This is a genomic window from Corynebacterium sp. HMSC062E11 (genome assembly GCF_001811845.1).
GTDB classification, from domain to species: domain Bacteria; phylum Actinomycetota; class Actinomycetes; order Mycobacteriales; family Mycobacteriaceae; genus Corynebacterium; species Corynebacterium hesseae.
The window spans coordinates 34,878-60,961 of the sequence record NZ_KV806792.1; the positions used below are offsets into that span (position 1 = coordinate 34,878).

The 26,084-nt window shown below is 60.3% G+C and carries 24 protein-coding genes; 21 read left to right on the plus strand and 3 right to left on the minus strand.

Annotation, left to right across the window (positions count from 1 at the left end; translation table 11 throughout):
• Positions 1-258 precede the first annotated feature (258 nt).
• From HMPREF2822_RS05570 to HMPREF2822_RS05610, 9 genes are all read left to right on the plus strand, one after another.
• On the plus strand, positions 259-846 hold the full coding sequence (locus HMPREF2822_RS05570) for a copper resistance CopC family protein (RefSeq protein ID WP_070522070.1): 588 nt from the start codon (positions 259-261) through the stop codon (positions 844-846).
• A 77-nt stretch (positions 847-923) separates the two neighbouring features.
• On the plus strand, positions 924-1,619 hold the full coding sequence (locus tag HMPREF2822_RS05575) for a copper chaperone PCu(A)C (protein ID WP_070522073.1): 696 nt from the start codon (positions 924-926) through the stop codon (positions 1,617-1,619).
• Between the two features lie 64 nt (positions 1,620-1,683).
• Positions 1,684-2,964: a Dyp-type peroxidase gene (locus tag HMPREF2822_RS05580; RefSeq protein WP_070522076.1), complete on the plus strand. Its 1,281-nt coding sequence runs from the start codon at positions 1,684-1,686 to the stop codon at positions 2,962-2,964.
• 93 nt (positions 2,965-3,057) lie between these two features.
• Complete coding sequence (gene thrS / locus HMPREF2822_RS05585; RefSeq protein ID WP_070522080.1) at positions 3,058-5,121, plus strand: threonine--tRNA ligase; 2,064 nt, start codon at positions 3,058-3,060, stop codon at positions 5,119-5,121.
• A gap of 6 nt (positions 5,122-5,127) precedes the next feature.
• Positions 5,128-5,745, plus strand: coding sequence for an ATP adenylyltransferase (locus HMPREF2822_RS05590; RefSeq protein ID WP_070522237.1), 618 nt, complete (start codon positions 5,128-5,130; stop codon positions 5,743-5,745).
• On the plus strand, positions 5,738-6,373 hold the full coding sequence (pgsA, locus tag HMPREF2822_RS05595) for a phosphatidylinositol phosphate synthase (protein ID WP_070522083.1): 636 nt from the start codon (positions 5,738-5,740) through the stop codon (positions 6,371-6,373). Before HMPREF2822_RS05590 ends, pgsA begins: the two co-directional genes overlap by 8 nt.
• Positions 6,374-6,436: 63 nt before the next feature.
• Positions 6,437-7,339: a phosphatidylinositol mannoside acyltransferase gene (locus tag HMPREF2822_RS05600; protein WP_070522086.1), complete on the plus strand. Its 903-nt coding sequence runs from the start codon at positions 6,437-6,439 to the stop codon at positions 7,337-7,339.
• An 18-nt stretch (positions 7,340-7,357) separates the two neighbouring features.
• Positions 7,358-8,458 carry a glycosyltransferase family 4 protein gene (locus tag HMPREF2822_RS05605; protein WP_070522089.1) on the plus strand — a complete coding sequence of 367 codons (1,101 nt, stop codon included), beginning with the start codon at positions 7,358-7,360 and terminating at the stop codon, positions 8,456-8,458.
• The gene (locus tag HMPREF2822_RS05610; RefSeq protein ID WP_070522091.1) at positions 8,459-8,917 is read left to right on the plus strand and encodes a LemA family protein; all 459 of its coding nucleotides are present in this window, start codon (positions 8,459-8,461) and stop codon (positions 8,915-8,917) included.
• On the opposite strand, the gene HMPREF2822_RS05615 is transcribed toward HMPREF2822_RS05610, so the two are convergent.
• Both HMPREF2822_RS05615 and HMPREF2822_RS05620 read right to left on the minus strand, forming a co-directional pair.
• Positions 8,902-10,104: a glycosyltransferase 87 family protein gene (locus tag HMPREF2822_RS05615; protein WP_083306816.1), complete on the minus strand. Its 1,203-nt coding sequence runs from the start codon at positions 10,102-10,104 to the stop codon at positions 8,902-8,904. The genes HMPREF2822_RS05610 and HMPREF2822_RS05615 overlap by 16 nt on opposite strands.
• A gap of 52 nt (positions 10,105-10,156) precedes the next feature.
• Positions 10,157-10,639 (minus strand): DUF3817 domain-containing protein, encoded by a 483-nt coding sequence (locus tag HMPREF2822_RS05620; protein WP_070522242.1) that lies wholly within the window; start codon positions 10,637-10,639, stop codon positions 10,157-10,159.
• A gap of 101 nt (positions 10,640-10,740) precedes the next feature.
• Between HMPREF2822_RS05620 and HMPREF2822_RS05625 the strand changes: the two genes are divergently transcribed.
• Together HMPREF2822_RS05625 and HMPREF2822_RS05630 are read left to right on the plus strand one after the other, a co-directional pair.
• A complete protein-coding gene (locus tag HMPREF2822_RS05625) occupies positions 10,741-11,607 on the plus strand; it encodes an acyl-CoA thioesterase (RefSeq protein WP_070522097.1) in 867 nt (288 codons plus the stop codon).
• A gap of 129 nt (positions 11,608-11,736) precedes the next feature.
• Positions 11,737-12,492, plus strand: a complete 756-nt coding sequence (locus tag HMPREF2822_RS05630; RefSeq protein ID WP_070522100.1) for a YebC/PmpR family DNA-binding transcriptional regulator — start codon at positions 11,737-11,739, stop codon at positions 12,490-12,492.
• Between the two features lie 6 nt (positions 12,493-12,498).
• On the opposite strand, the gene HMPREF2822_RS05635 is transcribed toward HMPREF2822_RS05630, so the two are convergent.
• A complete protein-coding gene (locus tag HMPREF2822_RS05635) occupies positions 12,499-13,194 on the minus strand; it encodes a nitroreductase (RefSeq protein ID WP_083306817.1) in 696 nt (231 codons plus the stop codon).
• A gap of 156 nt (positions 13,195-13,350) precedes the next feature.
• Here HMPREF2822_RS05635 and ruvC point away from each other — a divergent pair, with 156 nt between their 5' ends.
• The 10 genes from ruvC (at position 13,351) to HMPREF2822_RS05685 (ending at position 26,050) form a co-directional block, all read left to right on the plus strand.
• On the plus strand, positions 13,351-13,962 hold the full coding sequence (ruvC, locus tag HMPREF2822_RS05640) for a crossover junction endodeoxyribonuclease RuvC (RefSeq protein WP_070522103.1): 612 nt from the start codon (positions 13,351-13,353) through the stop codon (positions 13,960-13,962).
• A 41-nt stretch (positions 13,963-14,003) separates the two neighbouring features.
• Positions 14,004-14,612: a Holliday junction branch migration protein RuvA gene (gene ruvA, locus HMPREF2822_RS05645; RefSeq protein WP_070522106.1), complete on the plus strand. Its 609-nt coding sequence runs from the start codon at positions 14,004-14,006 to the stop codon at positions 14,610-14,612.
• 15 nt (positions 14,613-14,627) lie between these two features.
• The gene (ruvB, locus tag HMPREF2822_RS05650; protein WP_070522109.1) at positions 14,628-15,713 is read left to right on the plus strand and encodes a Holliday junction branch migration DNA helicase RuvB; all 1,086 of its coding nucleotides are present in this window, start codon (positions 14,628-14,630) and stop codon (positions 15,711-15,713) included.
• A 39-nt stretch (positions 15,714-15,752) separates the two neighbouring features.
• The gene (yajC, locus tag HMPREF2822_RS05655; RefSeq protein ID WP_070522112.1) at positions 15,753-16,085 is read left to right on the plus strand and encodes a preprotein translocase subunit YajC; all 333 of its coding nucleotides are present in this window, start codon (positions 15,753-15,755) and stop codon (positions 16,083-16,085) included.
• A 186-nt stretch (positions 16,086-16,271) separates the two neighbouring features.
• Positions 16,272-18,119 (plus strand): protein translocase subunit SecD, encoded by a 1,848-nt coding sequence (gene secD / locus HMPREF2822_RS05660; RefSeq protein ID WP_070522115.1) that lies wholly within the window; start codon positions 16,272-16,274, stop codon positions 18,117-18,119.
• Positions 18,120-18,121: 2 nt separating this feature from the next.
• Positions 18,122-19,273, plus strand: a complete 1,152-nt coding sequence (gene secF / locus HMPREF2822_RS05665) for a protein translocase subunit SecF (protein WP_070522120.1) — start codon at positions 18,122-18,124, stop codon at positions 19,271-19,273.
• Positions 19,274-19,276: 3 nt separating this feature from the next.
• Positions 19,277-20,887 (plus strand): ABC transporter substrate-binding protein, encoded by a 1,611-nt coding sequence (locus HMPREF2822_RS05670; protein ID WP_083306818.1) that lies wholly within the window; start codon positions 19,277-19,279, stop codon positions 20,885-20,887.
• A complete protein-coding gene (locus HMPREF2822_RS05675; RefSeq protein ID WP_070522126.1) occupies positions 20,884-21,438 on the plus strand; it encodes an adenine phosphoribosyltransferase in 555 nt (184 codons plus the stop codon). The genes HMPREF2822_RS05670 and HMPREF2822_RS05675 overlap by 4 nt, the downstream gene beginning before the upstream one ends.
• A 34-nt stretch (positions 21,439-21,472) precedes the next feature.
• Positions 21,473-23,770, plus strand: coding sequence for a RelA/SpoT family protein (locus tag HMPREF2822_RS05680; protein WP_070522129.1), 2,298 nt, complete (start codon positions 21,473-21,475; stop codon positions 23,768-23,770).
• Positions 23,771-23,941: 171 nt separating this feature from the next.
• On the plus strand, positions 23,942-26,050 hold the full coding sequence (locus HMPREF2822_RS05685) for a bifunctional metallophosphatase/5'-nucleotidase (protein WP_070522132.1): 2,109 nt from the start codon (positions 23,942-23,944) through the stop codon (positions 26,048-26,050).
• The last annotated feature ends 34 nt before the right edge of the window (positions 26,051-26,084 follow it).

The window sequence follows — 26,084 nt, forward strand, 5'->3', positions numbered from 1 at the left end:
GGTCGCGAGTTCGAGTCTCGTCATCCGCTCCACGTCGAGTGCCCCTCCACTATGGAGGGGCACTTTTCGTTTTTCTTGTTTGCCGGGGTGTATGGCTAGGGGCGGTCCAGGGAACTTTTCCGTCGCGTGCAACGACTACTTGGTAACCTCGCATATTCCGTGCGGGGTGAAGGATTGGCTCGAGGATCCCTCCCGGCGATAGGATGAGGGAACCTTCAACCAAAAGTTTCATCAGACCATCAAGGAGTTGTTCTGGACATGCAGCTGCGTCAGGTCACCACAGGGATTGCTGCCGGGGCAGCCTGCCTCGCGGTCGGGCTGTCCGCGCCACTAGCGGCGGCGCATGACTCAGTCATAGGCGGCAACGTTGTGAGTGATGTGCCGCTGGAGGAATTTCCCCGCGAAATCACGCTGGAATTCTCTGGCATCCCAAAGGACAACTTCAACACCTTCGCCGTGAGTGATAAGACACGCGGCGACGTGCTCTTTGACGCAACCCCGACCATTGACGGCCGAAACCTCACCGTCGAAGTCCCCCAGGACGTCGAGCCCGGTGATGGTGACTACCAAGTAGGTTTCCGCATTACGTCCTCCGATGGGCACTCCACACTCGGTTCCGTGCCATTTAGCGTGGCCTCCGGGGCTGGGGGAGATAAGACTGCAGATGCTTCTGCCGATGGTGCCAAGGAAAGCGACGATGCAGAAGAGTCTCAGGATCCCCTGAGTTCTTTGCCTACCGCGGCCAAATGGATCATTGGTGTAGGAGCAGTTCTCGTCGTTGGCGCAGCCCTTTTCGCCTTCGGAGCAAAGACCCGCCGCTCTGGTGGAGAAGACCCAGAAGGCTAAGCATCACACGGCTTTTGATGATGTGAGAGTCAATCCGCATTTTCCTTAACTACTGTTACTGCAGAAAGGCATGTCACATGCTGAATTCCCGTATTTTCCTCCGCGCTTCCGTGGTTGCCGTTGCTGCTGCCAGCCTTGCACTGGCAAGCTGCTCGACGAGCGAGGAAGATTCCACCGCAGCCCCATCGAGCGCTGCAGCCAGCGCTGAGAATGGCGCTGAGAAGGACAAGGAAGCTGCGACCAGTGACTCGGCTTCTTCCTCCGCTGAGTCCGGTGTGACCTTCGAGGATGCTGTCGTGCGCGCCATGGAGAAGGATTCGGATATGACCGCGATCTTCGGCACCCTCCACAACCACACGGACAAGGACATCAACGTGGTTGGCTTCACCTCGTCGGTGAAGGCGGAGCACTACGAGATCCATGAGGTCGTCGATGGCGTCATGCAGGAAAAAGAAGGTGGATTTGATCTGCCTGCTGGCGAATCCGTCGAGCTCGCACCGGGTAGCTTCCACTTCATGCTGATGGGAGTTACAGAGCCCGTTATGGCTGGCGAGACCGCCACACTGACGCTGGAGCTTAGCGACGGCTCAACGGTCGACCTGGGCGACATCCCCGTGCGTTCCATCGGCGCAGGCGACGAGAACTATGGCGATATGGGCGGCATGGATCACGGCGACGATATGGACCATGGCGACATGAAGCATGGTGATCACATGGACCACTCAGAGTCCGCAGACATGTCGGGCATGAAGACGGAAGAGCACGCTCACTAGAAAAGCGTTCTCTGGGCCAAGGTAGGCAAGTTATCGGTTCTCACGAGATAGGGAGACATCAACGATGAGCGGGTTCGAGGAACCTGTCAGCCGGCGTGGATTGCTCGCCGGAAGTGCTGTGGCTGCAAGCGCGGTAGCCCTCGCTGGTTGCGCGAAGGGGGAGGAGCCAGGGCAGTCTTCGGCGGAGTCTGCAGACGCTTCCCAAGCAGCGCAGGCCGGTGACGCCGGAAGCACCGGGCCGGAGCGCCGCGAGGAAACCATGGGTGGCGATATCGTCGCCTTCGATGGCAAGCATCAAGCAGGCATCCAAACCCCGGTCCAGGCGCACGTGGAATTGGTCGGCTTCAACCTGAAGAAGGAGACCACCGCACGCGGCGCGGCCGCACTCATGCGTCTGTGGACGGAGGACGCTCGCCGCCTGTGCACCGGCGAGAACCCGCTGGGTAGCCTCGAGCCTGAATTGTCTACCACCCCGGCAAACCTCACCGTCACGTGCGGTTGGGGAGAAGGATTCTTTGACACGGTGGGCGTCGCCAAGCCCAGCTGGCTGCGAGATATCCAGGACTTTGAACACGATGATTTGCGCCCTGAATGGGGACAGACCGATATCGTCCTACAGATCTGCAGTGATGATGCCTTCACCGCGGCCTATGTACTGCGGCATATGACTCGTGCCGGTAAAGACTACGCCGACGTCGCGTGGATTCAACAGGGGTTTAGCCACGCTTATGGTTCCGCACCGAAGGGAACAACCGCGCGCAACCTTTTTGGGCAAAAAGACGGCACGGTCAACCCGCGAAGCGATGAAGATTTCAATGAGCAAGTGTGGATCGAGGACGGCCCCTTTGCCGGCGGCAGCGCCATGGTGGTTCGCCGCATCCACATGAACCTCGATACGTGGGAGCAACTTGATCGTGCTGCACGTGAAAACGCTACAGGTCGAGCGCTCGATACCGGCGCACCTCTAGGTGGCAAGGACGAGTTCGACGAGGTTGACCTGGACGCGCGAAACGAGTTTGGCCTCAAGGCTATTGATGAAAACTCGCATGTCGCCCGGGCACATCCTCCGGTCGACTCACCTCATCAGAAGCTGCTGCGCCGTCCGTATAACTACAACCTTCCGCCTTCCCCGGAGACCACCAAGCGCGGTGAACTCAGCAACGCTGGATTGATCTTCATTTGCTACCAGAAGGATCCTACGGCCCAGTTCGAGCCCATCCAGGCGCGCCTCGACAAAGCGGATCGCCTCAACGAGTGGATTACCCACATCGGCTCGGCCGTGTACTACATGCCTGCCGGAACTGAGGGCGAAACCTTTTGGGGCGAATCGCTCATCCGCAGTTAAGAGGGGTAGACTAAGCCGCTGTAACTTTCTCGTTGAGCGCTGCTCGGCCAGGTATGTCGAGCGGCGCGTGAGCGCAAAGGAGCGCAACAAGTCATGGCGGAAATGATTCCAGCAGTCCCGGTGAACTACGAGCCGATCACGGTCCCGGCCGGTACTGCCGTGGGAGCAGCGATGCGCGAGCATGAGCTGCCCAACAAGGGCCCCGAAGCAGTAGTCGTCGTCCGCGGCGCCGACGGTACTCTCTACGACCTTTCCCACACGCCGGACACTGACGCCGAGTTCACCCCGGTTGCTGCCTGCGAGGAAGACGGCCGCGCCGTTATTCGCCACTCCTGCGGGCACGTCATGGCCCAGGCCGTGCAGGCGGAGTTCCCCGGCACCAAGCTGGGCATCGGCCCGGCCATCGAGAACGGCTTCTACTTCGACTTCCAGACCGCAGAGCCCTTCACTCCGGAGGACCTCAAGGCCATTGAGAAGCGCATGAAGAAGATCATCAAGGGCGGCCAGCGCTTCGAGCGCCACGTCTACTCCTCCCCGGAGGAAGCGGAGCAGGCGCTTGCGGCCGAGCCGTTTAAGCTCGAGCTGGTTCAGGACAAGGGCAACGTGGACCCTGATTCCGATGAGGCTGCCGAGGTTGGTGCCGGTGATCTGACCCACTATGACAACGTCAACCCGCGCACCGGCGAGGTGGAGTGGTTCGATCTGTGCCGTGGCCCGCACGTTCCGACCACCAAGTACATTCCAGCTTTTGCCCTGACGCGTTCCTCTGCTGCCTACTGGCGCGGTGACCAGTCCAAGGCTGGCCTGCAGCGCATTTATGGCACTGCCTTCGAATCCAAAGAAGCACTTGAGTCTTACAAGACCATGGTGGAAGAGGCAGAAAAGCGCGACCACCGCCGCTTGGGTGCCGAGCTGGACCTGTTCTCCTTCCCGGATGAGATCGGTTCCGGTTTCCCGGTATTCCACCCCAATGGCGCCACCGTGCGCATGGAGATGGAAGAGCACTCCCGCCGCCGCCACATTGCGGACGGCTACTCCTTCGTGTCCACCCCGCACCTGACCAAGGGTGACCTGTTCAAGAAGTCTGGACACTTGGACTTCTACGCGGATGGCATGTTCCCGCCGATGCAGCTCGATGGCGAGTGGGATGAGGACGGTAATTGCACCAAGCAGCCGCAGGACTACTACGCCAAGCCGATGAACTGCCCGATGCACAACCTCATCTTCGCCTCTCGTGGCCGCTCTTACCGCGAGCTGCCGCTGCGCCTCTTCGAGTTCGGCACGGTGTACCGCTACGAAAAGTCCGGCGTTGTTCATGGTCTGACTCGCGCCCGTGGCTTCACCCAGGATGACTCCCACATCTACTGCACCCCTGAGCAACTTGAAGATGAGCTGACCAAGGTTCTGGAGTTCATCATTTCTCTGCTCAAGGACTACGGCTTGGACGACTTCTACCTGGAGCTGTCCACCAAGGATCCGAATAAGTACGTCGGTTCTGATGAGATTTGGGAGCGCTCGACGGCTATTCTGCAGTCCGTGGCGGAGAAGTCCGGTCTTGAGCTGGTTCCGGACCCGGCGGGCGCGGCATTCTACGGCCCGAAGATCTCTGTCCAGGCTCGCGATGCCATTGGCCGTACCTGGCAGATGTCTACCGTGCAGCTGGACTTCAACCTGCCGGAGCGCTTCGAGCTGGAGTACACGGCGTCGGATGGCTCCAAGCAGCGCCCGATCATGATTCACCGCGCACTTTTCGGTTCCATCGAGCGTTTCTTCGGCGTGCTGCTGGAGCACTACGCCGGCGCCTTCCCGGCATGGCTGGCCCCGCACCAGGTGGTGGGCATCCCGGTGGCGGATACCTTCGCCCCGCACCTCGAGAAGGTCTGTGCCGAGCTGCGCTCCCGCGGCCTGCGCGCTGACGTCGATACTTCCGACGACCGCATGCAAAAGAAGATCCGCAACCACACCACTGGCAAGGTCCCGTTCATGTTGTTGGCGGGCGAGCGCGACGTTGAGGCAGACGCCGTGTCCTTCCGTTTCCTTGACGGCACGCAAGTTAACGGCGTGCCCGTGGAAGCCGCGGTCAACGTCATCGAGGCTTGGGTGCGTGAGCGCAACAACGATCAACCGACCAAGGAAACCATCGCCGAGCGCGTCTAGGTGCAGATGCATCTAGACAGAGCTGAGAAAGGGAGCACACACAGAGTGGGAGAGTACGTCGATACCGGCCTGGGAACCCCCGACCGCTTAGAGCGCCTGTGGGCGCCGTACCGTATGAGCTACATCAAGCGTGAGGGCGGCGCCGGCGACGTGCCAAAGGAAGCCCGTAACCCGTTCGTGGAGATCCCACAGATGTCGGACGAGGACGGGCTCATCGTTGCCCGCGGTGAGCTTGTCTATTGCGTGCTCAACCTTTATCCCTATAACGCCGGCCACATGATGGTCATCCCGTACCGCCAGGAATCTGAGCTGGAAAACCTCACCGAGGAGGAGTCCCGCGAGCTCTTCCAGTTTGCCCAGGCCGCCATCCGGGTCCTGAAGAAGGTGTCCGGCCCCGATGCCGTCAACGCTGGATTCAATCTGGGGCGGGCCTCGGGCGGATCGGTGGGGCAGCACCTGCACATGCACATCGTTCCGCGGTGGAGCGGAGATTCAAACTTCATGACTATTGTGGATGGCGTTAAAGTGCTGCCGCAGCTCCTCAAAGACACCCGTTCCCTTCTTGCTCAGGGATGGGCGGAGCTCGCCGCCGAAGGAATCATCTCAGGAGAAGCGCATGCTTAGTGTTCACGGGCGCAAACCCGCCGCCGTGGTTGTGGTCCCGGTGGCCAAGCTCTTCCTCAAGATGGGCCTGACCCCGAATATCGTCACCATTGTGGGAACGATCGTCACCATTGCCATATCAGTCATCCTCATCCCACTTGATCACCTCTTTGCCGCCGCGCTGTTGTCGGGTCTCTTCGCGGCCTTCGACATGCTCGACGGCACGATGGCGCGCCTGACCACGGGTGGATCCAACTTCGGTGCTACTCTCGACGCCTCCTGCGACCGCATTACCGACGGTGCCTTGTTCGCGGCGATCGCTTACTGGATGGTGTACGTCGATAACGCTCACCCCATCAACTTCGCCGCCTGCATGGTGGTGCTGGTTAGTTCCCAGGTCATCTCTTATGTCAAGGCGCGCGGCGAGGCTTCTGGTTTCAAGATGGTTGGCGGACTCGTCGAGCGCCCAGAGCGCCTCATCCTAGGACTCGGCGGTGTGGGGTTGGAAGGTTTGGGCGTGCCTTATGCGCTGGAAGTCGCCCTGTGGCTGCTGGCGGTGGGGTCTATCTTCACCATTTACCAGCGCATGCGCCAAGCGGCGCGTCAGGACACCAAGGCGCGTTTTAAGAAGGAACTGAAGCACCTATAGCTCAATCCCCGCTCCCACCGGAAGGTACCGTGCCCCCGGCCCGCACAGAAAGGCTCCTGAACCGTGGCTCTACTGGATCGTGACCGGCTGACCGCCGCCGCGTACATCGCGTGCTGGAAGGTCGTGCGCTTCCTCCCGCAGCCTCTCGCTGCCTGGCTTTTCGAGCGGGGCGCGGACTGGGCTAGCGACAACGGCAAGGGCATGGAGCAGCTGCGCCAGAACTTGAGCCGGGTTGTGGGGCCCGAAAACGTCACGCAGGAGCTGGTGCGGAACTCGATGCGCTCCTACATGCGCTACTGGTTCGAGGCCTTCCGCTTGCCGGCCATCCACTCGGACCCTGATCTGCAGAAGCGGTTGTTGGCTGGCCTGCGCGGCAAGGAGTACTCGGATGCGTCGGTGGCATCCGGGCGCGGCGTGATTTTTGCGCTGCCGCACTCAGGAAACTGGGACATGGCGGGCGTCTTCTGCGTGGGCCACTATGGCGGCTTTACTACGGTGGCTGAGCGCTTGAAGCCGGAGGCGCTTTTCGACGCCTTCGTGGACTACCGCGAAAGTCTCGGATTCACTGTTCTGCCGCTGACCGGAGGTAGTTCGTCACCATTCCCGCGCCTCAAGGATGCCTTGGAACGAGGCGGGGTGGTGTGTTTGCTGTCCGAGCGTGATCTCACGCGCACCGGCGTGCCCGTAGACTTCATGGGCGAAGAAGCCAACGTTGCCGCCGGCCCCGCCCAACTCGCCATAGAAACAGGGGCGGCTCTCCACGTGGTGCACTCGTGGTTCGACCGCAAGGGCTGGGGGCTGTCCGTCGGCCCCGAGGTTGAGGTCACGACTCTTCAGGAGACGTGCCAGCGCCTCGCGGACGGCTTCGCAGAAAACATCCGGGCGCATCCGGAAGATTGGCACATGTTGCAACCGCACTGGAATGCGGACGTCGAGCGCCGGCGCGCTGCTCGCCACAAGAAGTAGAAAGGCAGAACACACTCCATGCGCATAGGTATTATCTGCCCCTATTCCTTCGACGAACCCGGCGGGGTTCAGGCCCACATCCTTGACCTAGCCACTGTCTTCATTGAGCAGGGGCACCACGTGGAGGTGCTGGGGCCGGCGTCGACAAGCACGCAGGTGCCCAGCTTTGTGCGCAAGGGTGGCTGGGCCGTGCCAATTACCTATAACGGCTCGGTGGCTCGCCTGTCTATCGGCCCGCACGTGCGCCGCAACATCAAGCGCTTCATTCGCGAAGGGAACTTCGACATCCTACACATCCACGAGCCGAATTCCCCGAGCTATTCCATGGCTGCGCTGGCAGCGGCACGTGGTCCTATTGTGGCGACGTACCATGCTTCGGCATCAAGCTCCGTGGCGCTGACCCTGGCCAAACCTTTCCTGCGCCCCTACCTGGAAAAGATCCGGGGAGGCATTGCGGTTTCAGAGATGGCTCGTCGCTGGCAGGTAGAGCAGTTGGGTGGTGACCCCGTGCTCATTCCCAATGGGGTAGATACCTCTGTGTATGCGCGCGAGCGTGCTCGTGCCGAGCATAAAGAGAATGATTCAGAGATTGAGATCGTGTTCTTGGGGCGTCTCGATGAGCCGCGAAAGGGCCTGGACATTCTTCTTGAGGCCCTCACCCTGCTCCCAGAGAAGGTGCGCGTGACAGTCATGGGCGGCGGTCATCCGCGGAGCGTTCCGGGAGTCGACTTTGTGGGGCGCGTCAGCGATGCCGAGAAGGCAGCCATTTTGGGGCGCGCCGATATCTACGTGGCTCCCAACACCGGCGGCGAGAGCTTCGGCATCGTCCTGGTTGAGGCAATGGCAGCTGGCTGTGCAGTGGTGGCTTCGGATTTGGAGGCCTTCGCTGCAGTGTGCAATGCCGACTCGGAAGAGCCTGCTGGTGCCTTGTTCAGAACCGGCGACGCCACGGACTTGGCGCGCGTGCTGCAGGATGTAGTGAACGATACGGACAAGCGACAGGCCTTGATCAAGGCAGGAGTGGAGCGCGCCTGCGAATACGATTGGGATCATGTGGCCGCTGCCGTTATGCGCGTGTACGAGACGGTGGCGGATGGCACGAAGGTGCGGGTGTCTTAAATGCCGATTGAAGTTGTCATTGCTCTTGCCGTCCTCCTCATGCTGGGGATGTGGGCGCTTTATACGGCGCAGCGGCTGAACTCCCTCCATATCCGCACCGATGCGGCCCTGGCTCAGCTTGAGGCTACGCTGGATCGCCGCGCGGCGGTGGTTAGCGCGCTAGCTCCCGAGCTCGAGGGCATTGCGGCGCGCGCAGAGGTGACGAAGCTTGCGCAAGGGAGTTTCGATGAACGGGCCACCCGGGAGCGTGAGCTGTCTGCGGCCATCGCGCAGCGCTTTGAGGCGCGCCCAGCCGTGCTTGCCGACGCCGAAGGACGCATCCACTTAGCTCACCGCTTCTACAACGAGGCGGTCAGCGATACCCGCGCGCTGCGCCTGCGCCCGGCCGTCAAGCTGCTGCGCTTGGGAGGCACGGCGAAGCTGCCGGAGTATTTCGAGCTGAGTCAGATCGAGGTGTGATCCACCTGGGACTGTTGAGCCCGCTCCATGCGGAATTCGAGGGAGTACCAGTACAGAGCAAAAGCGGTCATCGCCAGGATGAGGAGGTTGCGCAACACGAGTGCGTACACCGGGTTGAGGTTTTCGCCCACAAAGAACCAGATGTAGTCATAGCCATAGGGGTAGATGACGGTTCCCAGGGCTGCTGTTCCCACGGCGAGTACTGCCATGATGGCGCGCACCCCAGCGATACTAGCGGCCTTGTTTCGGTAGGAAGCAGACTCCACGGGGACGGGGGAGCGGAGCGCCACTGCCAGAATCGGCCCAAGCCACACGATATATTGCGGAGAAAAGACCTTATTCGTTGCCATGAGCAGCAGGATTGCCGCGATGAAGAAGACAAGTGTGGAGCGTGAGCTCCAGCCGCCGCGCAGAAAGTGAACGAGCGCTACTGCAATGATCCAGAGGAGTGCGGCGCCCATCGCGATGGTGCTCACAGTAATCGCCGTATCGACACCAGGCCCGGAGATCTCAAAGCTTTTCGACGCCGCGTATTCCATCGTCCACACCCCAGGCTGGTGATGGGCTTGGTAGACGAACCAGGTGGCGGCTAGAGATTCAATCTGGAGGCCGCGCTGACCTTGATACGTCAGAGGAGAGAGCAACCTATCCACACCGGCTATCGCAGCTACGCCGAGGCAGAGGGCGGCGAGGCTTCCGAAAAAAGCGGCCAGCCGCTGCCAAGTACCACGAGAGGTTGCGCGTCCGACGAGCCCGGCAGCGAGGACCCCGGGCCACAGCTTGGCTGCGGTGGCCCAGGCCAACAAAGCCGAGGCAAGACGCGGGCGGGTGGCCAGAAGTGCGCCCGCACCGGCGACGAGCAAGGCGGGATAGAGGTCTAGCCGCCACGTGAAAACGTGGCCTGCCGCGGTGCCGAAAAACACCCAAAACCATCCGGCGCTATACGCTGCGGGGTTGTCGCGGTGATGGCGCAGGAGGAGGGTGAGGAAGGTGGCGTCGGCAAGCAACACCATGGCTGTAAAGCCGATAGCATAGCGCTCAAAGTCGTAGCCAGTAAGCCACGCGAGCAGGACGCTGGGCCAAGTTCCGACCTGCGGATACTCCGTCATGTCTTGAGGATTATCGCCAAAGACGCCCTCGAGGTAATACCGAACGTCTCCGAGCGGGTCCGTGTCGTTGACGAGCATGTAAACGAGGAGAAGGCGCGCCAGGACCCAGCCAGCCCAAATACTTGGAGCTTTAGCGATTATTTTCAATGGCGGACTCTACATCAACGGGTGGTCCCAACACGAGCAGGATGCTAAACACAACGGCGACGGCGAGTAGCGCGATGAGCGCGCTGCGCACCGGGTGGCGGATGGCCTGTGCCAAAACCGAATCGAAGAAGCCGTGTGGCTGTGCGTCGTCGGCAAAGCGCCACGGCCCATCAACGAGTCCGCGCCGAGATACCCAGACCGCAAAGGGCAGCGCCGCGAAGGGGATGACGGTCACTACCAGGCCCAGGATTCCAACCCCCACAGGCCAGCGGTTGTTGATCCACACCAGGGCCGTCATGAGCAGGAAGCAGAGGAAGCCGAAGCCGTGGATGCCACCTGCAATCGGTGTGAGCGCCTCGGTGGTGCCGGAGTATTTGAGGATCATGGAGAGGATCAGCAGACCCCACGTGATCATTTCTAGGTAGGCGGCCACGCGGTGCACGCTGTGCGGGGTGGTTGAAGTCATGCGGAACATAGTACGCAACTCCCAGGAGCAGATCAGCTCGTGAGTAGGATGGTCGGAGTGAGTGTGGCGGGCGCCATAACGGCGATGGAATTGGAGTAAAGATGGCATCGGTGGCTCAGGCAGTCGATATCGAGAGGATAGGCGAGGACGAATTTCGCGCACCCGCGGTTCCCTCGCTCATCGCTCGCACCTTTGGGGGACAAACCATGGCGCAAGCGCTTCGGGCGGCGCAGCTCACCGTCGACGATAAGTTGGCGCATTCTATGCATTGCTACTTCGTGGGGCCTGGTGACTCCAGTGTGCCCACAACCATCCGCGTGGAGCGGATACGGGATGGCCGCTCTTTTGCACATCGCCACGTGCGCGTCTACCAAAGGGACCGCATGATTTTCATGCTCAGCGCCGGTTTCCACGCGTCAGGCGATGTTGGCCCGGAGCATCAGGCAGACATGCCGCAGGTGCCGCCGCCGGAGAGCATTACAGAATCCCCGTACTCCACCCGGATCATCTTGAAGGAGTGGGAAGACTGGGACGTGAGGCTGGTCCCCGACGCATCCCGCGATGCCGTCGCCGCGGAAACCACGGGCGCTGGGTTTCGAAATATCTGGTTCCGTAATACGGGTGCCTTGCTTGCCGACGCCCCCGATCCGTCCTTCCATCAAGCGGCGCTGCTCTACATGTCCGACATGACGTTGATTCGCTCAGCGCTGCTCCCGCACCAAGGGGAGAGGATCCAACTAGCCAGCTTGGATCATTCATTGTGGTTCTTGCGTCCGGTCCGGGTCGATGAATGGATGTTGTACTCGCAGTCGAGTCCCTCAGCGCAGACCGGGACTGGCCTTGCGCAGGGCAAGATATACAACCAACGCGGGGAGCTACTCGCGGTGGCCATGCAGGAGGGGCTGACACGGACCATGCATCCTGAAAGTGAAGGCACCAGCGCCAACGGCAATTGGCAAAATGTGTGATGCTACAGCGAACCGACAGTTAGGAATGAGGCTTCCACGCGTACCCCTGTGCGGAGGTACGTGGCGTGAGGCCGTATAATTGCACCAGTTTCTAGCAATTTATTGCACAGCCATATCGAAAGGGATGACATGTCAGGCCACTCCAAATGGGCAACGACTAAGCACAAGAAGGCTGCCAACGATGCCAAGCGCGGCAAGGAATTTGCCAAGTTGATTAAGAATATCGAGGTAGCGGCCCGCACCGGCGGCGGCGACCCGGCGGCGAATCCCACCCTCGATGACATGATTAAGAAGGCCAAGAAGGCCTCCGTTCCGAACGACAACATTGAGCGTGCCCGCAAGCGCGGCTCCGGCGAAGAGGCCGGCGGCGCAGATTGGGAGACCATCATGTACGAGGGCTACGGCCCCAACGGCGTGGCCATGCTCATCGAGTGCCTGACGGATAACCGCAACCGCGCAGCCACCGACGTTCGTACTGCGATGTCTAAGAACGGCGGCAACCTCGGCGAGTCCGGTTCCGTTGCGTACATGTTCTCCCGCATCGGATTGGTCATGGTGGAGAAGGGTGAGCTTAGCGAAGATGACATCCTGCTCGCTGTGCTGGAAGCTGGCGCCGAGGAGGTCAACGACAACGGCGAGAAGTTCGAGATCACCTGTGCACCGGGTGATGTTCCGGCCGTGCGCGAGGCCCTTGTTGCTGCTGACATCGAAGTTGATGACACCGACACCGATTTCCGCGCATCCGTTGAGGTTCCGCTGCAGGCAAATGATGCCCGCAAGATCTTCCGCCTCATCGATGCGCTTGAGGATTCGGACGATGTCCAGAACGTCTACACCAACATGGACCTCAGCGATGAGGTCCTCGCCGAGCTCGACGAGGACTAAGGGCTTCTAGCTGAGCTTAAGGCCTTCCAGGCCATGTACCGTCACCGTCTCTGATAACGGCGCGCGCCCCGGGGCAGTCTTGAACACAGGGCTGGATTCATCGGCCACGCCGAAGGTGAGGGCGGTGACGAGCTTGTACTCCTCGTCCAGCCCGAGGAATTCACGGACCGTAGGCGCGAGGAGTGAAATCATGCCCTGTGGAACACCGTGGTAGCCGTGTGCCTGCAGCGAGAGCAAAAAGTTCTCAGCATAGGTGCCTTGATCGAAGGCAGCGCGAATGCGATCACCCAGCGGTGGAATGAAAAGCAGCGCCGCGTGCGGGGCACCGAAGAAACGAAGGTTTTCGCGGATGAACTCCGTGCGCGCCTCTTTATCCTCGCGCGCAATGCCGAGCAGCCCGTACATCTTGGCGGCGAGCTGCTGCGAGCGCTGCGGATGGACTCCCTGACCATAGTCAATCGTGAAGTCTGGATTAATTCCGTTCTTATCGAACTCCGCGATCAGCGCGGCGCTTAATTCTTTCAAAGCCGCGCCGCTCACGAGGTGCACGTTCCACGGTTGAGTGTTGGAATTGGAAGGCGCGGATTGGGCGTCGATAAGCACCTGCTCGATGACATCAGTGGGGATGGGATCCGGTAGGAACGCCCGCGGGGAATGACGGGATCGGATAAAGCCTGAATAGTCATTTGGTTGTTGAGACATGCGCGCCACTCTACCCGCGGTGATGAAGAGGAAGCAGATGGGAAGGGCCTGACTGGTTTGGCAGGCATCGTTCGCAGGGCGCTGATTGCGCTAGAACACATGTGTGTACACTATGCCCCAGGCAAGTGAGTTCATCAGTAGGGCGAGGAGGCGGCCGTGAATTTGGAAGGGCTGCGCGTCATGGGTATTGATCCTGGATTGACGCGCTGCGGCCTGTCCGTTGTCCAAGCAGGACGTGGGCGCGCGGTTATTCCCATCGCAGTAGGTGTCGTGCGCACCCCCAGTGACAAAGAGTTGGGGGAACGCCTGAAGCGGCTATCTGTGGCGGTGAGGGAATGGATGGATGACTACCAGCCGCATGTCGTGGCGCTCGAGCGCGTATTCGAACGCGGCCAAGTGTCAACCGTCATGCAGACCGCTCATGCCGTCGGGGTCTTGGTGCTCGCGGCAGCAGAGCGCGATATTCCTGTGCACATGTACACGCCCTCCGAGGTGAAGAAGGCGATTTCAGGAAATGGGCGCGCTGACAAGAAGCAGATGACAGCCATGATTACCCGTATCTTGGGGCTGAGTGAGGCCCCCAAGCCGGCTGATGCGGCGGATGCTTTGGCCCTTGCGGTCTGTCACTGCTGGCGTGCTCCAGCGCTGGCATGGATGAGCGGCAGTGACGCGAGCGCCGGCATAGGGGCGGGCGCACGAACAAGCGGGGTACGGGGTTCTTCACCGCGTACCGCGTCTGTCTCTCGCGCGGCAAAGTCAACCTCTTAAGCTAACTGGCATACCCCTTCGAACCAAGGAATTTTTATTTAATGATTGCATCTCTGCGCGGAACAGTCCTCGACATCCAGCTTGATCACGCCGTGCTCGAATGTGCCGGCGTGGGCTATAAGGTCCTTGCCACCCCGGCCACGTTGGGGACGCTCCAGCGCGGTGAAGAGGCCAGGGTTATGACTACGCTCGTGGTAAAGGAAGACTCGATGACGCTGTACGGCTTCACGAGCCACGATGACCGCGACATGTTCCACGTGCTCCAGACCGTTTCTGGGTTGGGGCCAAAACTGGCCCTGGCCGCCCTGTCGGTGATGAGCGCCGGCGATTTAGCTCAGGCGATTGCGGGGGAGGAGACAGCACGCCTGCAAAAGATTCCGGGTGTGGGCAAACGAGTTGCACAACGATTGATTCTTGAGCTCAAGGACAAGGTTCAAGCTTTTGCTTCTGTGGATGGCGGAGATTCTTCGGTTGCTGCGCAGACCGCGTCCGGACCGGTTGTTGAGGATGTTGTTGAGGCGCTCGTCGGGTTGGGCTTTACGGACAAGATGGCTCGCCCTGTGGTGGAATCAGTTGTGGCTGAAATACCTGAGGCGGCGACACCAGTGGTGCTGCGCGCAGCACTCAGCAAGCTGGGGTCCAAGAAATAGGGGAGAGTGGGTGACATGTCAGACGTAGAACGCACAGAATTCTCACTGCCGGACGGGGTGGAGCTTAACTCTCCACTCCAGCGCAACCAGGATATGGATGCTACCGAGCAACAGGGCGAGCACGATATTGAGCGCTCGTTGCGTCCGAAGTCGCTCGGCGAGTTCATTGGCCAGCCTAAGGTGCGCGAGCAGCTATCCCTTGTGCTTAATGGAGCGAAAAATCGCGGCGTAACGCCAGATCACGTGTTGCTATCCGGCCCTCCCGGACTGGGCAAGACGACGATGGCGATGATCATCGCCCAAGAGCTGGGAAGCTCGCTTCGTATGACCTCGGGGCCTGCTCTGGAGCGAGCAGGTGACTTAGCAGCCATGTTGTCGAATTTGATGGAGGGCGATGTGCTCTTCATCGACGAGATTCACCGCATCGCCCGCCCGGCTGAGGAAATGCTCTACATGGCGATGGAGGATTTCCGCATTGATGTCATCGTGGGCAAGGGCCCGGGGGCTACCTCTATCCCGTTGGAAATTCCGCCTTTTACCCTGGTGGGGGCGACTACTCGCGCCGGAATGCTGACCGGGCCGTTGCGTGATCGCTTCGGGTTCACCGCGCAAATGGAGTACTACGATACCGAGGACCTCACCCAGGTCATCACCCGCGCAGCGCGAATCTTGGAGGTTGACATTGACCAAGATGCTGCGGTGGAGATTGGATCTCGGTCGCGCGGAACTCCGCGAATTGCCAACCGCCTCCTGCGCCGCGTCCGTGACTACGCCGAGGTCAATGGGGATGGTCACATCAATGTTGGCGCAGCACAAGCAGCGCTGCGGGTTTTTGATGTGGACGAACGTGGGCTGGACCGCCTTGACCGTGCGGTACTCGAGGCTCTCATTAAAGGGCACGGCGGTGGCCCCGTGGGTGTCAATACTCTGGCCATCGCGGTGGGCGAGGAGCCGTCGACAGTGGAGGAGGTGTGCGAGCCCTACCTCGTGCGCGCGGGGATGATCTCGCGAACGGGCAGAGGCCGTGTTGCGACTGCAGCGGCATGGCACCACCTAGGGCTTGAGGCGCCCGAGGGAACTGTGGGCGGGACGCTCTTCTAATTGGCCCGGAGACGGGGAGGTCTGGCACACTGACCACTTATGAACGGAACCCAGATTCTTCTACTCCTCGTACTCGCAATTCTCGTAATCTTGCCGAGCTTTATGTCAATGCGCGCGCAGCGCAAGCGCCAAGCGCAGATGCAAGAATTGCAGTCCTCCTTGAAGCCTGGCCAAGAGGTGATTACCGCCGGCGGCCTGCACGGCACCGTGGTGGAAGCCGGTAAGCAGCAGGTTGATTTGCGCGTTAAAGACGGCACCGTGATTACCTTCGACACGATGGCTATCGTGCGATCTGCTGAGCAGGCTGGCACGGTCAACGATGCGCCGGCTGAGGCGGAGGGCGACAACGACGAACGCTTCCCGAAGCTCTAATTCGAGTTGCGCTCGTCACACTGCGGGTGCCTCACCTTAAGCCTGTTAAGGAAAACCGCGGTCCATGACGTACCATGTTGGACTGTGCTTTAGTCATGGTGGCGTCATGGCGCTCAATCGCGTCGTGGAGATGGCTACCATGACCTATGATTTTTAGCCCTGTTCCACACAACACAGGAGAACTTTGTGTCCGCTTCGAAACGTGGTGGCGTTAGCAGCCGTCAACGGCAATGGCCTAAGCGCGCGATAGCGCTGTTTGCGCTCATTGTCATCGTGATTTACGCACTGATATTTCTGACCGGTGATAAGTCACCAACCCCAAAGCTCGGCATTGATCTGCAGGGTGGTACTCGCGTAACCCTGGTTCCGCAGGGTGAGGACCCAACCCAGGAGCAGCTGCAGCAGGCGCGCACCATCCTCGAGCAGCGTGTGAACGGCATGGGTGTTTCGGGCTCTGAGGTCGTCATCAGTGGATCCAGCTTGGTGATTACTGTTCCGGGCGAAGATGCGTCCCAGGCGCAGGCAGTGGGTCAAACCTCTCAGCTGCTGTTCCGCCCGGTGGGCGAGCAGCCCATGCCGGATATGGACAAGCTTGAGAAGTCCATGACTGATACGGCTAACCGCTGGGTCAAGTACGGAGTCGTGACGCCAGAGCAGGCCAATAAGGCGCTGGCCTCCATTCACGATGCGCTCAACCAGAACGCAGATGCAGCCGCCCAAGGCGGGGAGAAGAAGGACGAAAAGAAGTCTCCGGCTCCTACTGTGAGCGAGAAGCCGCTTCCGGCCCCAGCGAACTCTCTCGAGGAATCTGAGCGCCGCGATAAGGTTACTGAGGTTCTGCTTAAGGACCGTCAGTCTGAGGATCCCACCCAACAAACGGCAGCACTGGGCTTGATGACGTGTGACGCGGAATCCGACCCATTGGCCGGAACCGATGACCCGGCAAAGCCGTTGGTGGCTTGCGATTACTCTAATCAGCAGCCCTACTTGCTCAAGCCAGCTCCGCTTCTGGACGGTATTGAGGATCCGAACGGAACCCGCCTGACTGGTAACGAGATTGATAGCAACGCTCCGATTCAGGGCGGCCTGAATTCCCAGACCGGCCAGATGGAGATCAGCTTCGCCTTCAAGACCGGCGATGGTCCCAATGGCTCGCAGACGTGGTCCACCTTGACCCAGGAGTACCTGCAAAAGCAGGTGGCCATCACCCTGGACTCCGGCGTGATTTCTGCTCCGGTAATCCAGGGCGCGACCCCGGTTGGTGCCGCTACCTCCATCACGGGTGATTTCTCTCAGGAGGAAGCACAGAACCTGGCAAATAACCTGCGTTATGGTGCACTGCCGCTGTCCTTTACCGGCTCCAATGGCGAGCCGGGCGGAACGGTGGAGACCGTGCCGCCGTCACTGGGCAAGGCCGCCCTTGAGGCAGCACTCATCGCCGGCATCGTCGGCCTGATTCTGGTTTCGCTGTACTCCATCTACTATTTCCGCGCTCTGTCTTCGGTGGCGCTGCTGGTTCTCGTCACCACCTGCGTCATGCTGTATGGTGCCCTGGTCCTGCTGGGTCGGTGGATCGGCTACTCGCTTGATCTTTCTGGCATGGCAGGCTTGATCATTGGTATTGGTGCCACGGCCGACTCCTTCGTTGTCTACTACGAACGTATGAAGGATGAGATCCTGGGCGGGCGCACATTCCGGTCTGCCACCCGCACGGGTTGGGAGCGCTCGCGGGCAACGATTGTCACGGGTAAGGCCGTGACGCTTATCGGCTCCGTCGTGGTGTACTTCCTCTCTATTGGCGCCGTCAAGGGCTTTGCCTTCACCATGGGCTTGACCACCATCTTCGACCTCATCGTTTCCTTCCTGATCATGGCGCCGCTGATGCAGCTCCTTGGCAGCCGCCCAGCTTTTGCCAAACCGTCGATGAACGGCCTCGGCGGCATCTACAACCTCGTGGAGGAGCGCCGCGAACGCGGCTTTTATGCCAAACCGGCCAAGAAACCCGTCGCTACTGCTACGGATGAGGAGAAGTAATCATGGCTGTCGAAAATACTAACCGCAAGATTTCCCGCTTTGACCGTCTTTACGTAGACGGCAGTGGATTTGACTTCGTTGGTCGGGCCAAGACCTGGTACACCATCGCCGGTGTGCTGCTCATCGCCTCCATCTTGGCTATTGCACTTCGTGGCTTCAATCTCTCTCTGGACTTTGAGGGAGGCACGAAGCTCAACATGCCAGCTGGGGATCTGTCCACCGAACAGGTAGAGGAAACCTTTACGGAGGCCACCGGTGTTACCCCAGAGCTGGTGCAGATCGTGGGCGCGGGTTCCTCGGAGACGCTGGAAATCACCTCCGAGCGTCTGAGCCAGGATGAGGTTAATCAGGCCCGCCAAGCCATCTTTGAGAAGTATCAGGTCAAGGATGATAACGGTAAGCCGAGCCCGGATGCGATTGGTTCTTCGACGGTGTCGGAATCGTGGGGCTCGTCGATTACCAAGCGCATGGTCATCGCGATGGCCGTATTCCTCGTGCTGGCCACCATTTACGTGGCGGTCCGCCTGCAGCGGGACATGGCCTTTGCGGCAATTCTTGCCCTCATTTTTGATGGTGTGTTCATTGCCGGTATCTATGCGCTCTTTGGCATCGAGGTGTCCCCGGCAGTCATCATTGGTCTGCTGACGGTGCTGACCTTCTCCCTCTACGACTCCGTCATTGTCTTTGACAAGGTGGACGAGAATACGACGGGATTGGAAGGCCAGCGCAAGAAGACCTATGGGGAGCTCACCAACTTGGCCATTAACCAAACGGTGATGCGTTCGATCTCCACGTCTATTATCTCAGCCCTGCCGATCATCGCTCTGTTCGTTGTCGCCGTATGGCTGATGGGTATCGGCACACTGCGAGATCTTGCTCTTGTGCAGTTCATTGGCGTTATCGAGGGCGTATTCTCCTCAATCTTCCTCGCTACGACGCTTCTGGTGACTTTGTCGAACCAGCGAAAGAGCGTGAAGAAGCACAACGCCGTGGTTGCTGCCTACCGTGCGGAGGGCGAGCCTACGAAGGCAGGCGAAGGCGATGAGGAACCGAAGGCTACGCGCACCGTCGTTTCCCCATCCGCGGCTTCGCATTCTGAGCCCGAGTCACGCACTGACGAGTCGGGTGGGGCGTCCTGGCGCCCCGGGCGTTAAGCCGTGCGTACTTCTCCAGTCGCGGCACTGCTGGCCCTAGCCCTCACCGTGACAGCGTGCGGCTCTAATGAGGAGGGTGCGGGGGAGGACTCTTCGGCATCACGTTTCGCGGTGCTGAGCGATTCCCCCCTTGCTACTAGTAACGCAGCCTCCGCGTGGGGCGATGCCGTCGGGGCTGCCCAGCTAGCAAGCCGCGTCTATCCTGCGCTGTACGTACCGGGCCCAGCCGGGCAGATGGTGCCCAACTCAGATCTTGCTCACGCGGAGTATTTCGCTCCCGACGGCGATGAGACCGGGGCACACGTGGACTTCACGCTGACGGAGCAGGCTCGCTTCGCCGACGGTGAGGCAGTGACCTGTGACGATTACCTCTTGGCCTACACTGCTGGCCAGTTGAGTGAGACCTTTGGCTCCCACCTTCCGCTGATGGAAGAGGTCAGCGGAGTGGAATGCGCGCCTCACAGCAAGAAATTTACCGTGTGGTTTACGCCCGATGCGGGGTCGCGGTGGCGCTACTTGTTTGGCCCCGGCACGGTTCTCCCAGCGCACGTGATGGCTAAGCGGGCGGGGATGAGCGTCGAAGAGCTTAACGCGGCGCTTCACGCTCAGGACATGGCAACCCTGCAACCAGTGGCGGAGGCTTGGCGCGATGGCTTTTCGACGGAACCGGGGCGTTTTGACCCGGACATGCAGGTTTCCTTCGGGCCATATCAGATTGACCGCGTCGAGGATGATGGCTCAATCGTTCTGACGGCGAATGACAACTACTACGGCGACAAGCCTGTCGTGCGTGAAGTAGTCATGTTGCCCAACAGCGCGGATGCGGCAGCGTTTGTAGCCTCAGACGAGCTTCGCGTTGCAGAGTCGCCCACGGCTTCACCCTCGTGGTTGGACCGCAATGCTGAGGGGAAGCCGGTGGACGTGAAATCCATACCGGGTGGCCTGACCGACACTCTGGTCTTCTCGGAGGCTGGGATTTTTGCTCAGCCGTGGGCACGCGCCGCCTTCGCCGCGTGCGTGGATACGCAGCGCTTGGCACAGGCCTCCTCGAAGGAATCAGGCGTGGATGTTCCTGCCGTCACCGTGCGCACGGTGCGCAACGATGATCCAGTTGCGGCCCAGATGGCCTCGCTAACAACAGTCCCCGTCGACAACGCAGCTGCGTCGGGTCTGTCCGGTTACACCATCGGCGTAGGCTACCTCGCTCCCAACCCTCGCTATAAGGCAATGGTTGAGCAGTTGCGCGCGGCCTGCGAGCCCGCGGGAATCACCGTGGAAGACCGCTCCGGAGACCGTGTTTCCCGCGAGCAATTGTCCGCGGATCCCGCGACTGGCCTGCCGGAGATCGACGTCTACCTTGGGGCAGTAGATCCGATGCGTGAGCATTCCGCTCCCGCCTCCAGCGTGAAGAATGCGTCGGCATTGCGCACGTTGGAGCAGGATTTGTGGGAGGAATTGCCGTCTATTCCCATCTCCGCGCAGCCTCGGACCTTTATCACTGACCGCGCTGTGACAGGCGTGGTGCCCTACACTGGCCCTGCGGGTATCGGGTGGAACCTCGACCGTTGGAGCTATACCCCACAAACAGCAACCGAAACTAAGGAAGAGTCGTGAGCGAGATTTACGTCGCAGCAGCACAAGCCTTGAAGGATAAGGTCCGCCTTGTCCAAGACTTCCCGGAGGAGGGAATCCTGTTTGAGGACCTGACCCCGGTATTGGCAGATGCGGAGTCTTTCGCCGCCGTGGTCGATGGCTTGGCGGAGGCCTGCAAAGAGCTCGGTGCCGATTTGGTCGGTGGCCTCGATGCGCGCGGGTTCCTTCTTGGTTCTGCCGTTGCCTACAAGTTGGGGGTGGGAATTCTCGCCATCCGCAAGAAGGGCAAGCTTCCGCCACCCGTCTTGACCCAGGAGTATGAGCTGGAGTACGGCACGGCAGCGCTCGAGATCCCAAATAGCGGTATTGACATTAAGGGCAAGCGCATCGTGCTTGTCGACGACGTCCTCGCCACCGGCGGCACGCTCCACGGAGCCGCATTGCTGCTGGAATCCGCGGGCGCGGAAGTGGCGGGCAATGTCGTGGTTCTGGAGGTCAATGGACTCCAAGGGCGTGAGCGACTGCAAGGTTCCCCGTTGATTGTGCTCAATCAGATGGGAGCAAAGGACTAAGGTTGTATGCCTAAGCTACTTCGCGGAGGCAGACATGACGACTGAAAAGCAGGACAAGACTGCGTGGCGGCCGGGCGGTGTGCGCGGCATGTCCGCGCGCTTGGCGCGCTCGCTGACGGGCGGTCGCGTAAAGATCAATCCGGCGCTGGACCCGTTGATGTCTATCCACCGGGAGTTTCACCCGAAGGCGGACGCGGAGCTTCTCAACAAGGCCTATGCGACGGCGGAGCGGCTGCACGAGGGCGTATTCCGCAAGTCCGGCGAGCCTTACATTACGCATCCGCTTGCGGTGGCAACCATCGCGGCGGAGATTGGCATGGACACCACGACCGTTGCGGCGGCCTTGCTGCACGATACAGTGGAAGATACTGACTATTCGCTGGAGGACCTCACCCGTGATTTTGGGCCGGAGGTGGCCCGGCTTGTCGACGGCGTCACGAAGCTCGACAAGGTCGCCCTCGGCGCCGCCGCCGAAGCAGAGACAATCCGCAAGATGATCGTGGCCATGGCCACCGACCCCCGCGTGCTCGTCATCAAGGTGTGCGATCGCCTGCACAACATGCGAACCATGCGCTTCCTCCCGCCGGAGAAGCAGGCGAAGAAGGCACGGCAAACCCTTGACGTCATTGCGCCGCTTGCTCACCGCTTGGGTATGGCAAGCGTTAAGTGGGAACTCGAAGATCTTGCCTTCGCGATTCTGTATCCCAAGAAGTACGACGAGATCGTGCGCATGGTGGCGGACCGCGCTCCCTCACGCGATAAAGCGCTCAAGGAAATCAAGGCCCAGGTAAGCCAAGCCCTCAAGGCAAACGGCATTCAAGCCGAGGTGATGGGGCGCCCGAAGCACTACTGGTCGATTTATCAGAAGATGATCGTTCGTGGGCGTGACTTTGCGGAGATCTTCGATCTCGTCGGAATCCGCATCCTCGTCGACGACATCAACTCCTGTTACGCCGCCATCGGCGTGGTGCACTCGTTGTACCAGGCTCTTCCGGGGCGATTCAAGGATTACATCTCCTCGCCACGCTTCGGCGTCTATCAGTCGCTGCATACCACCGTTATCGCGGACGGCGGCTCCACCCTTGAGGTGCAGGTGCGCACGCACGAGATGCATTACAACGCCGAGTTTGGCGTTGCGGCGCACTGGCGCTACAAGGAGACCAAGGGCAGGAATTCCGGCCACCAAGAAGAAGTGGATCAGATGGCGTGGATGCGCCAGCTGTTGGATTGGCAGAAGGAAGCCGCTGATCCCAATGAGTTCCTGGACTCTCTGCGTTATGACCTGACCGCCAAGCAAATCTTTGCGTTTACCCCGAAGGGTGACGTGATCAATTTGCCCGCTGGTTCCACCCCCGTGGATTTCGCCTATGCGGTGCATACGGAGGTAGGCCATAGGTGCATTGGTGCCAAGGTCAACGGCAAGCTCGTGGCATTGGAATCGGAGCTGAAATCCGGCGATAAAGTTGAGATTTTCACCTCCAAGGATCCGAATGCGGGTCCCTCGCGGGATTGGCAGGAGTTCTTGGTCTCGCCACGGGCTAAGACGAAGGTGCGGCAATGGTTTGCCAAGGAACGCCGCGAGGAGCACCTCGAAGCCGGGCGGGATGCCTTGGCCGCCGAGGTTCAGCGTGGCGGTTTGCCCATGCACCGGCTGTTCACCGCTAGCTCGATGAAGCAGGTAGCCGAGCAGCTGCACTACCCGGATGTGGATGCGCTCTATACCGCCATCGGCGCCGGCCATGTCTCAGCTCAGCATGTTGCCAACCAGCTCATGGCGCTTTTCGGAGACAGGGACGATGCAGTCGATGCCTTGGCTTCTCGTACTCCGCTCAGCGAGCTGGAGAATTCCCGCGCTCAGCACACGAAGGATTCCGCATCCGGCACCGGAATTTTGGTGGAGGGCAGCCCGGACGTCATGGCCAAGCTGGCGAAGTGCTGCCAGCCTGTGCCTGGTGACGCCATCTTTGGCTTCGTGACCCGCGGCGGCGGCGTGTCCGTGCACCGAGCTGACTGCACCAATGCTGAAAAGCTCAAGTCGGAACCCGAGCGCATGATGCAGGTGGAGTGGGCTGGCGGGCCGAAGTCTTCCGGTGCCTTCTCCGCAACGCTGCAACTGGAGGCCATTGACCGTCAAGGTCTGCTCTTTGAGCTCACCCGGATTTTTAGCGATCAGAGCCTCAACGTATTGTCGATGACCTCCAATCGCGGCGATGACCACATTGCGACTGTGCGCTTCACCTTCTCGGTTTCTGACACCAAGCAGCTGGGGCAGTTGATGACAACCCTGCGTAACACCGAGGGCGTCTTCGACGTCTATCGCGTCACGGCTTAAGGCATCACCCCTCAACTGGGGGTGTGTGGCTGAACGGGAGGTTGCGCCTGGGTGAAACTAGGGGAGATGTTTGGTGAACGCGCTGGTCGTGGCGTCAGCAAGCGCTGCGCAATCGTGATGGATGCGTTATAAACACGTGGACAAGATTTCTCTCATACCCAGGAGATCCACGTGAACTTCCGTCGCTTTGGCCAGCTTCTGGCCGCCACCACCGTCACCGCCGTTGCCGTCTCCGGCGCGCCTGCCTTCGCCGCTGAGGCCGACCAGGTGACCATTTCCGTCACCAACTTCACCGACTTCCACGGCCACCTTGAGCTGGCCGAAAACTTTGACAAGGAATCCGAGGAACTGGTTGGCTACTCCGAGATGGGCGCTGCTCGCATGGCTGCGCTCATCAAGGCCGTCAACAAGGACCAGGAGTACGCCTTGACCTCCTCCGGTGATAACGTTGGTGGTTCCGCTTTTGTGTCTGCGATTTCTGAGGACAAGTACACCAACGAGGCCCTCAATGCTATGAATCTCGATGTCACGGCCGTGGGCAACCACGAGTTCGACAAGGGCACCGATGACCTGATGGGCCGTATCAAGGACCAGTCCAACTTCCCGATCCTGGGCGCCAACGTCACCAAAGATGGCAAGCCCCTGCTCGATGCTTCCTTCGTCAAGGAGGTAGACGGCGTGAAGGTGGGCTTCGTTGGTACCGTCACCGAGAACACCAAGTACAAGGTGTCCGCTGCGTCCATCCCGGGCGTCGAGTTCTCCGACCCGGTCGAGGCCACCAATAAGGAAGCCAGCCGACTGAAGGAATCCGGCAAGGCTGACGTCGTTGTGGCGCTCATGCACGAGGACGCTCAGCAGTACGCGGAGGGCTTCAGCAAGGATGTGGATATCCTCTTTGGCGGTGATACTCACGTTAAGACCCAGGGCGAGGTTGCTCGTGAGGGGGCAATGCCGCTGTACTGGGCACAGGGCTACGAGTACGGCAAGGTGCTTAACGACGCCGACATCACCTTCGACAAAGCCGAGAAGAAAATCACCAAGATTGATCTCAAGCAGTACGACGTGGCCAACGCAGAGGTCTTCGCCCAGCTGCAGGGCCTCGAAGACGACCCCGAGGTAGCTAAGGTTGTCGAGGAAGCAAAGAAGGTAGCGGAGATTGAGGGTGCCAAGACTGCTGGTACCACCGAGAAGGCCATGTACCGCGGTTCTGATGAGGGCAAGGACACCGGTACCAACCGCGGTGTGGAGTCGACCCTCAACAACTTTATTGCCGATGGCCAGCGCTTTGCTCTATCTAAGCAGACGGACAAGGACATCGAAATCGGTGTCATGAACGCAGGCGGTGTGCGCGCCGACCTCAAGCAAGGTGATGTTTCCTACCAGGACATCTTTGCCGTCCAGCCTTTCGGTAACTCCGTGATTACCGCGGAGGTCAGCGGCGCTGCCTTCATCACCGCACTGGAGAACCAGTGGAAGCCTGGCCAGTCGCGCCCGCGCCTGGCTCTGGGCCTGTCCAACAACGTCACCGTTGTCTACGACCAGAAGGCTGAGCAGGGCAAGCGCGTTAAGTCTGTCACCATTAACGGTGAACCGATTGACCCGGAGAAGAACTACAGCATTGCTCTGTCCTCCTTCCTTGCCTCCAGCGAGACGGAGGCCGGCGGCGATGGCTTCTTTGAGCCCGGTTCCATCAAGAACCGCAATGACGTTGGCTACATGGACACCCAGGCGATGATTGACTACATCGCTTCCGGCGAGTCCAAGGTCCGCACCGGCCAGGGGCAGATCGGTGCCCACGTGTCTGGTGACCTGAAGCCGGGGGAGGAGATCACAGTCGACCTTTCCTCCCTGAACTACTCCAACGCAGAAGAGCCACAGGCTAAGAAGGTCACCGTTGCACTGGGTGACGCTAAGGCCGAGGCAGACATTGACAACGCAGCACAGCCCGGTGACGAGCAGTTCGGCGAGCGCGGGCGTGCAACCGTCAAGCTCACCATCCCGGAGGGTCTGAAGGGCGAGCAGAAGCTGCTCATTACTACCGATGCTGGCACTGAAGCCGCCCTTCCGATTTCCCTCGACGGTGACGACGACGCGAAGGACCCGAAGGATACTGGTTCCGCCAAGGATGCAGCTTCCTCCATCGGCCTAGGTGTGGGTATCACCGCCGCTATCGCCGCCGCCATTGCCGCTGTGATTGGTGCCATCAACATGCCGGTTGCTGCGCTCCCAGCACCGGTGCAGCAGCTGATTGAGCAGCTGCGCAAGCAGTTCAACATCTAGTCTGTACTGATGCACAAGCCCGCACTATCGTGCG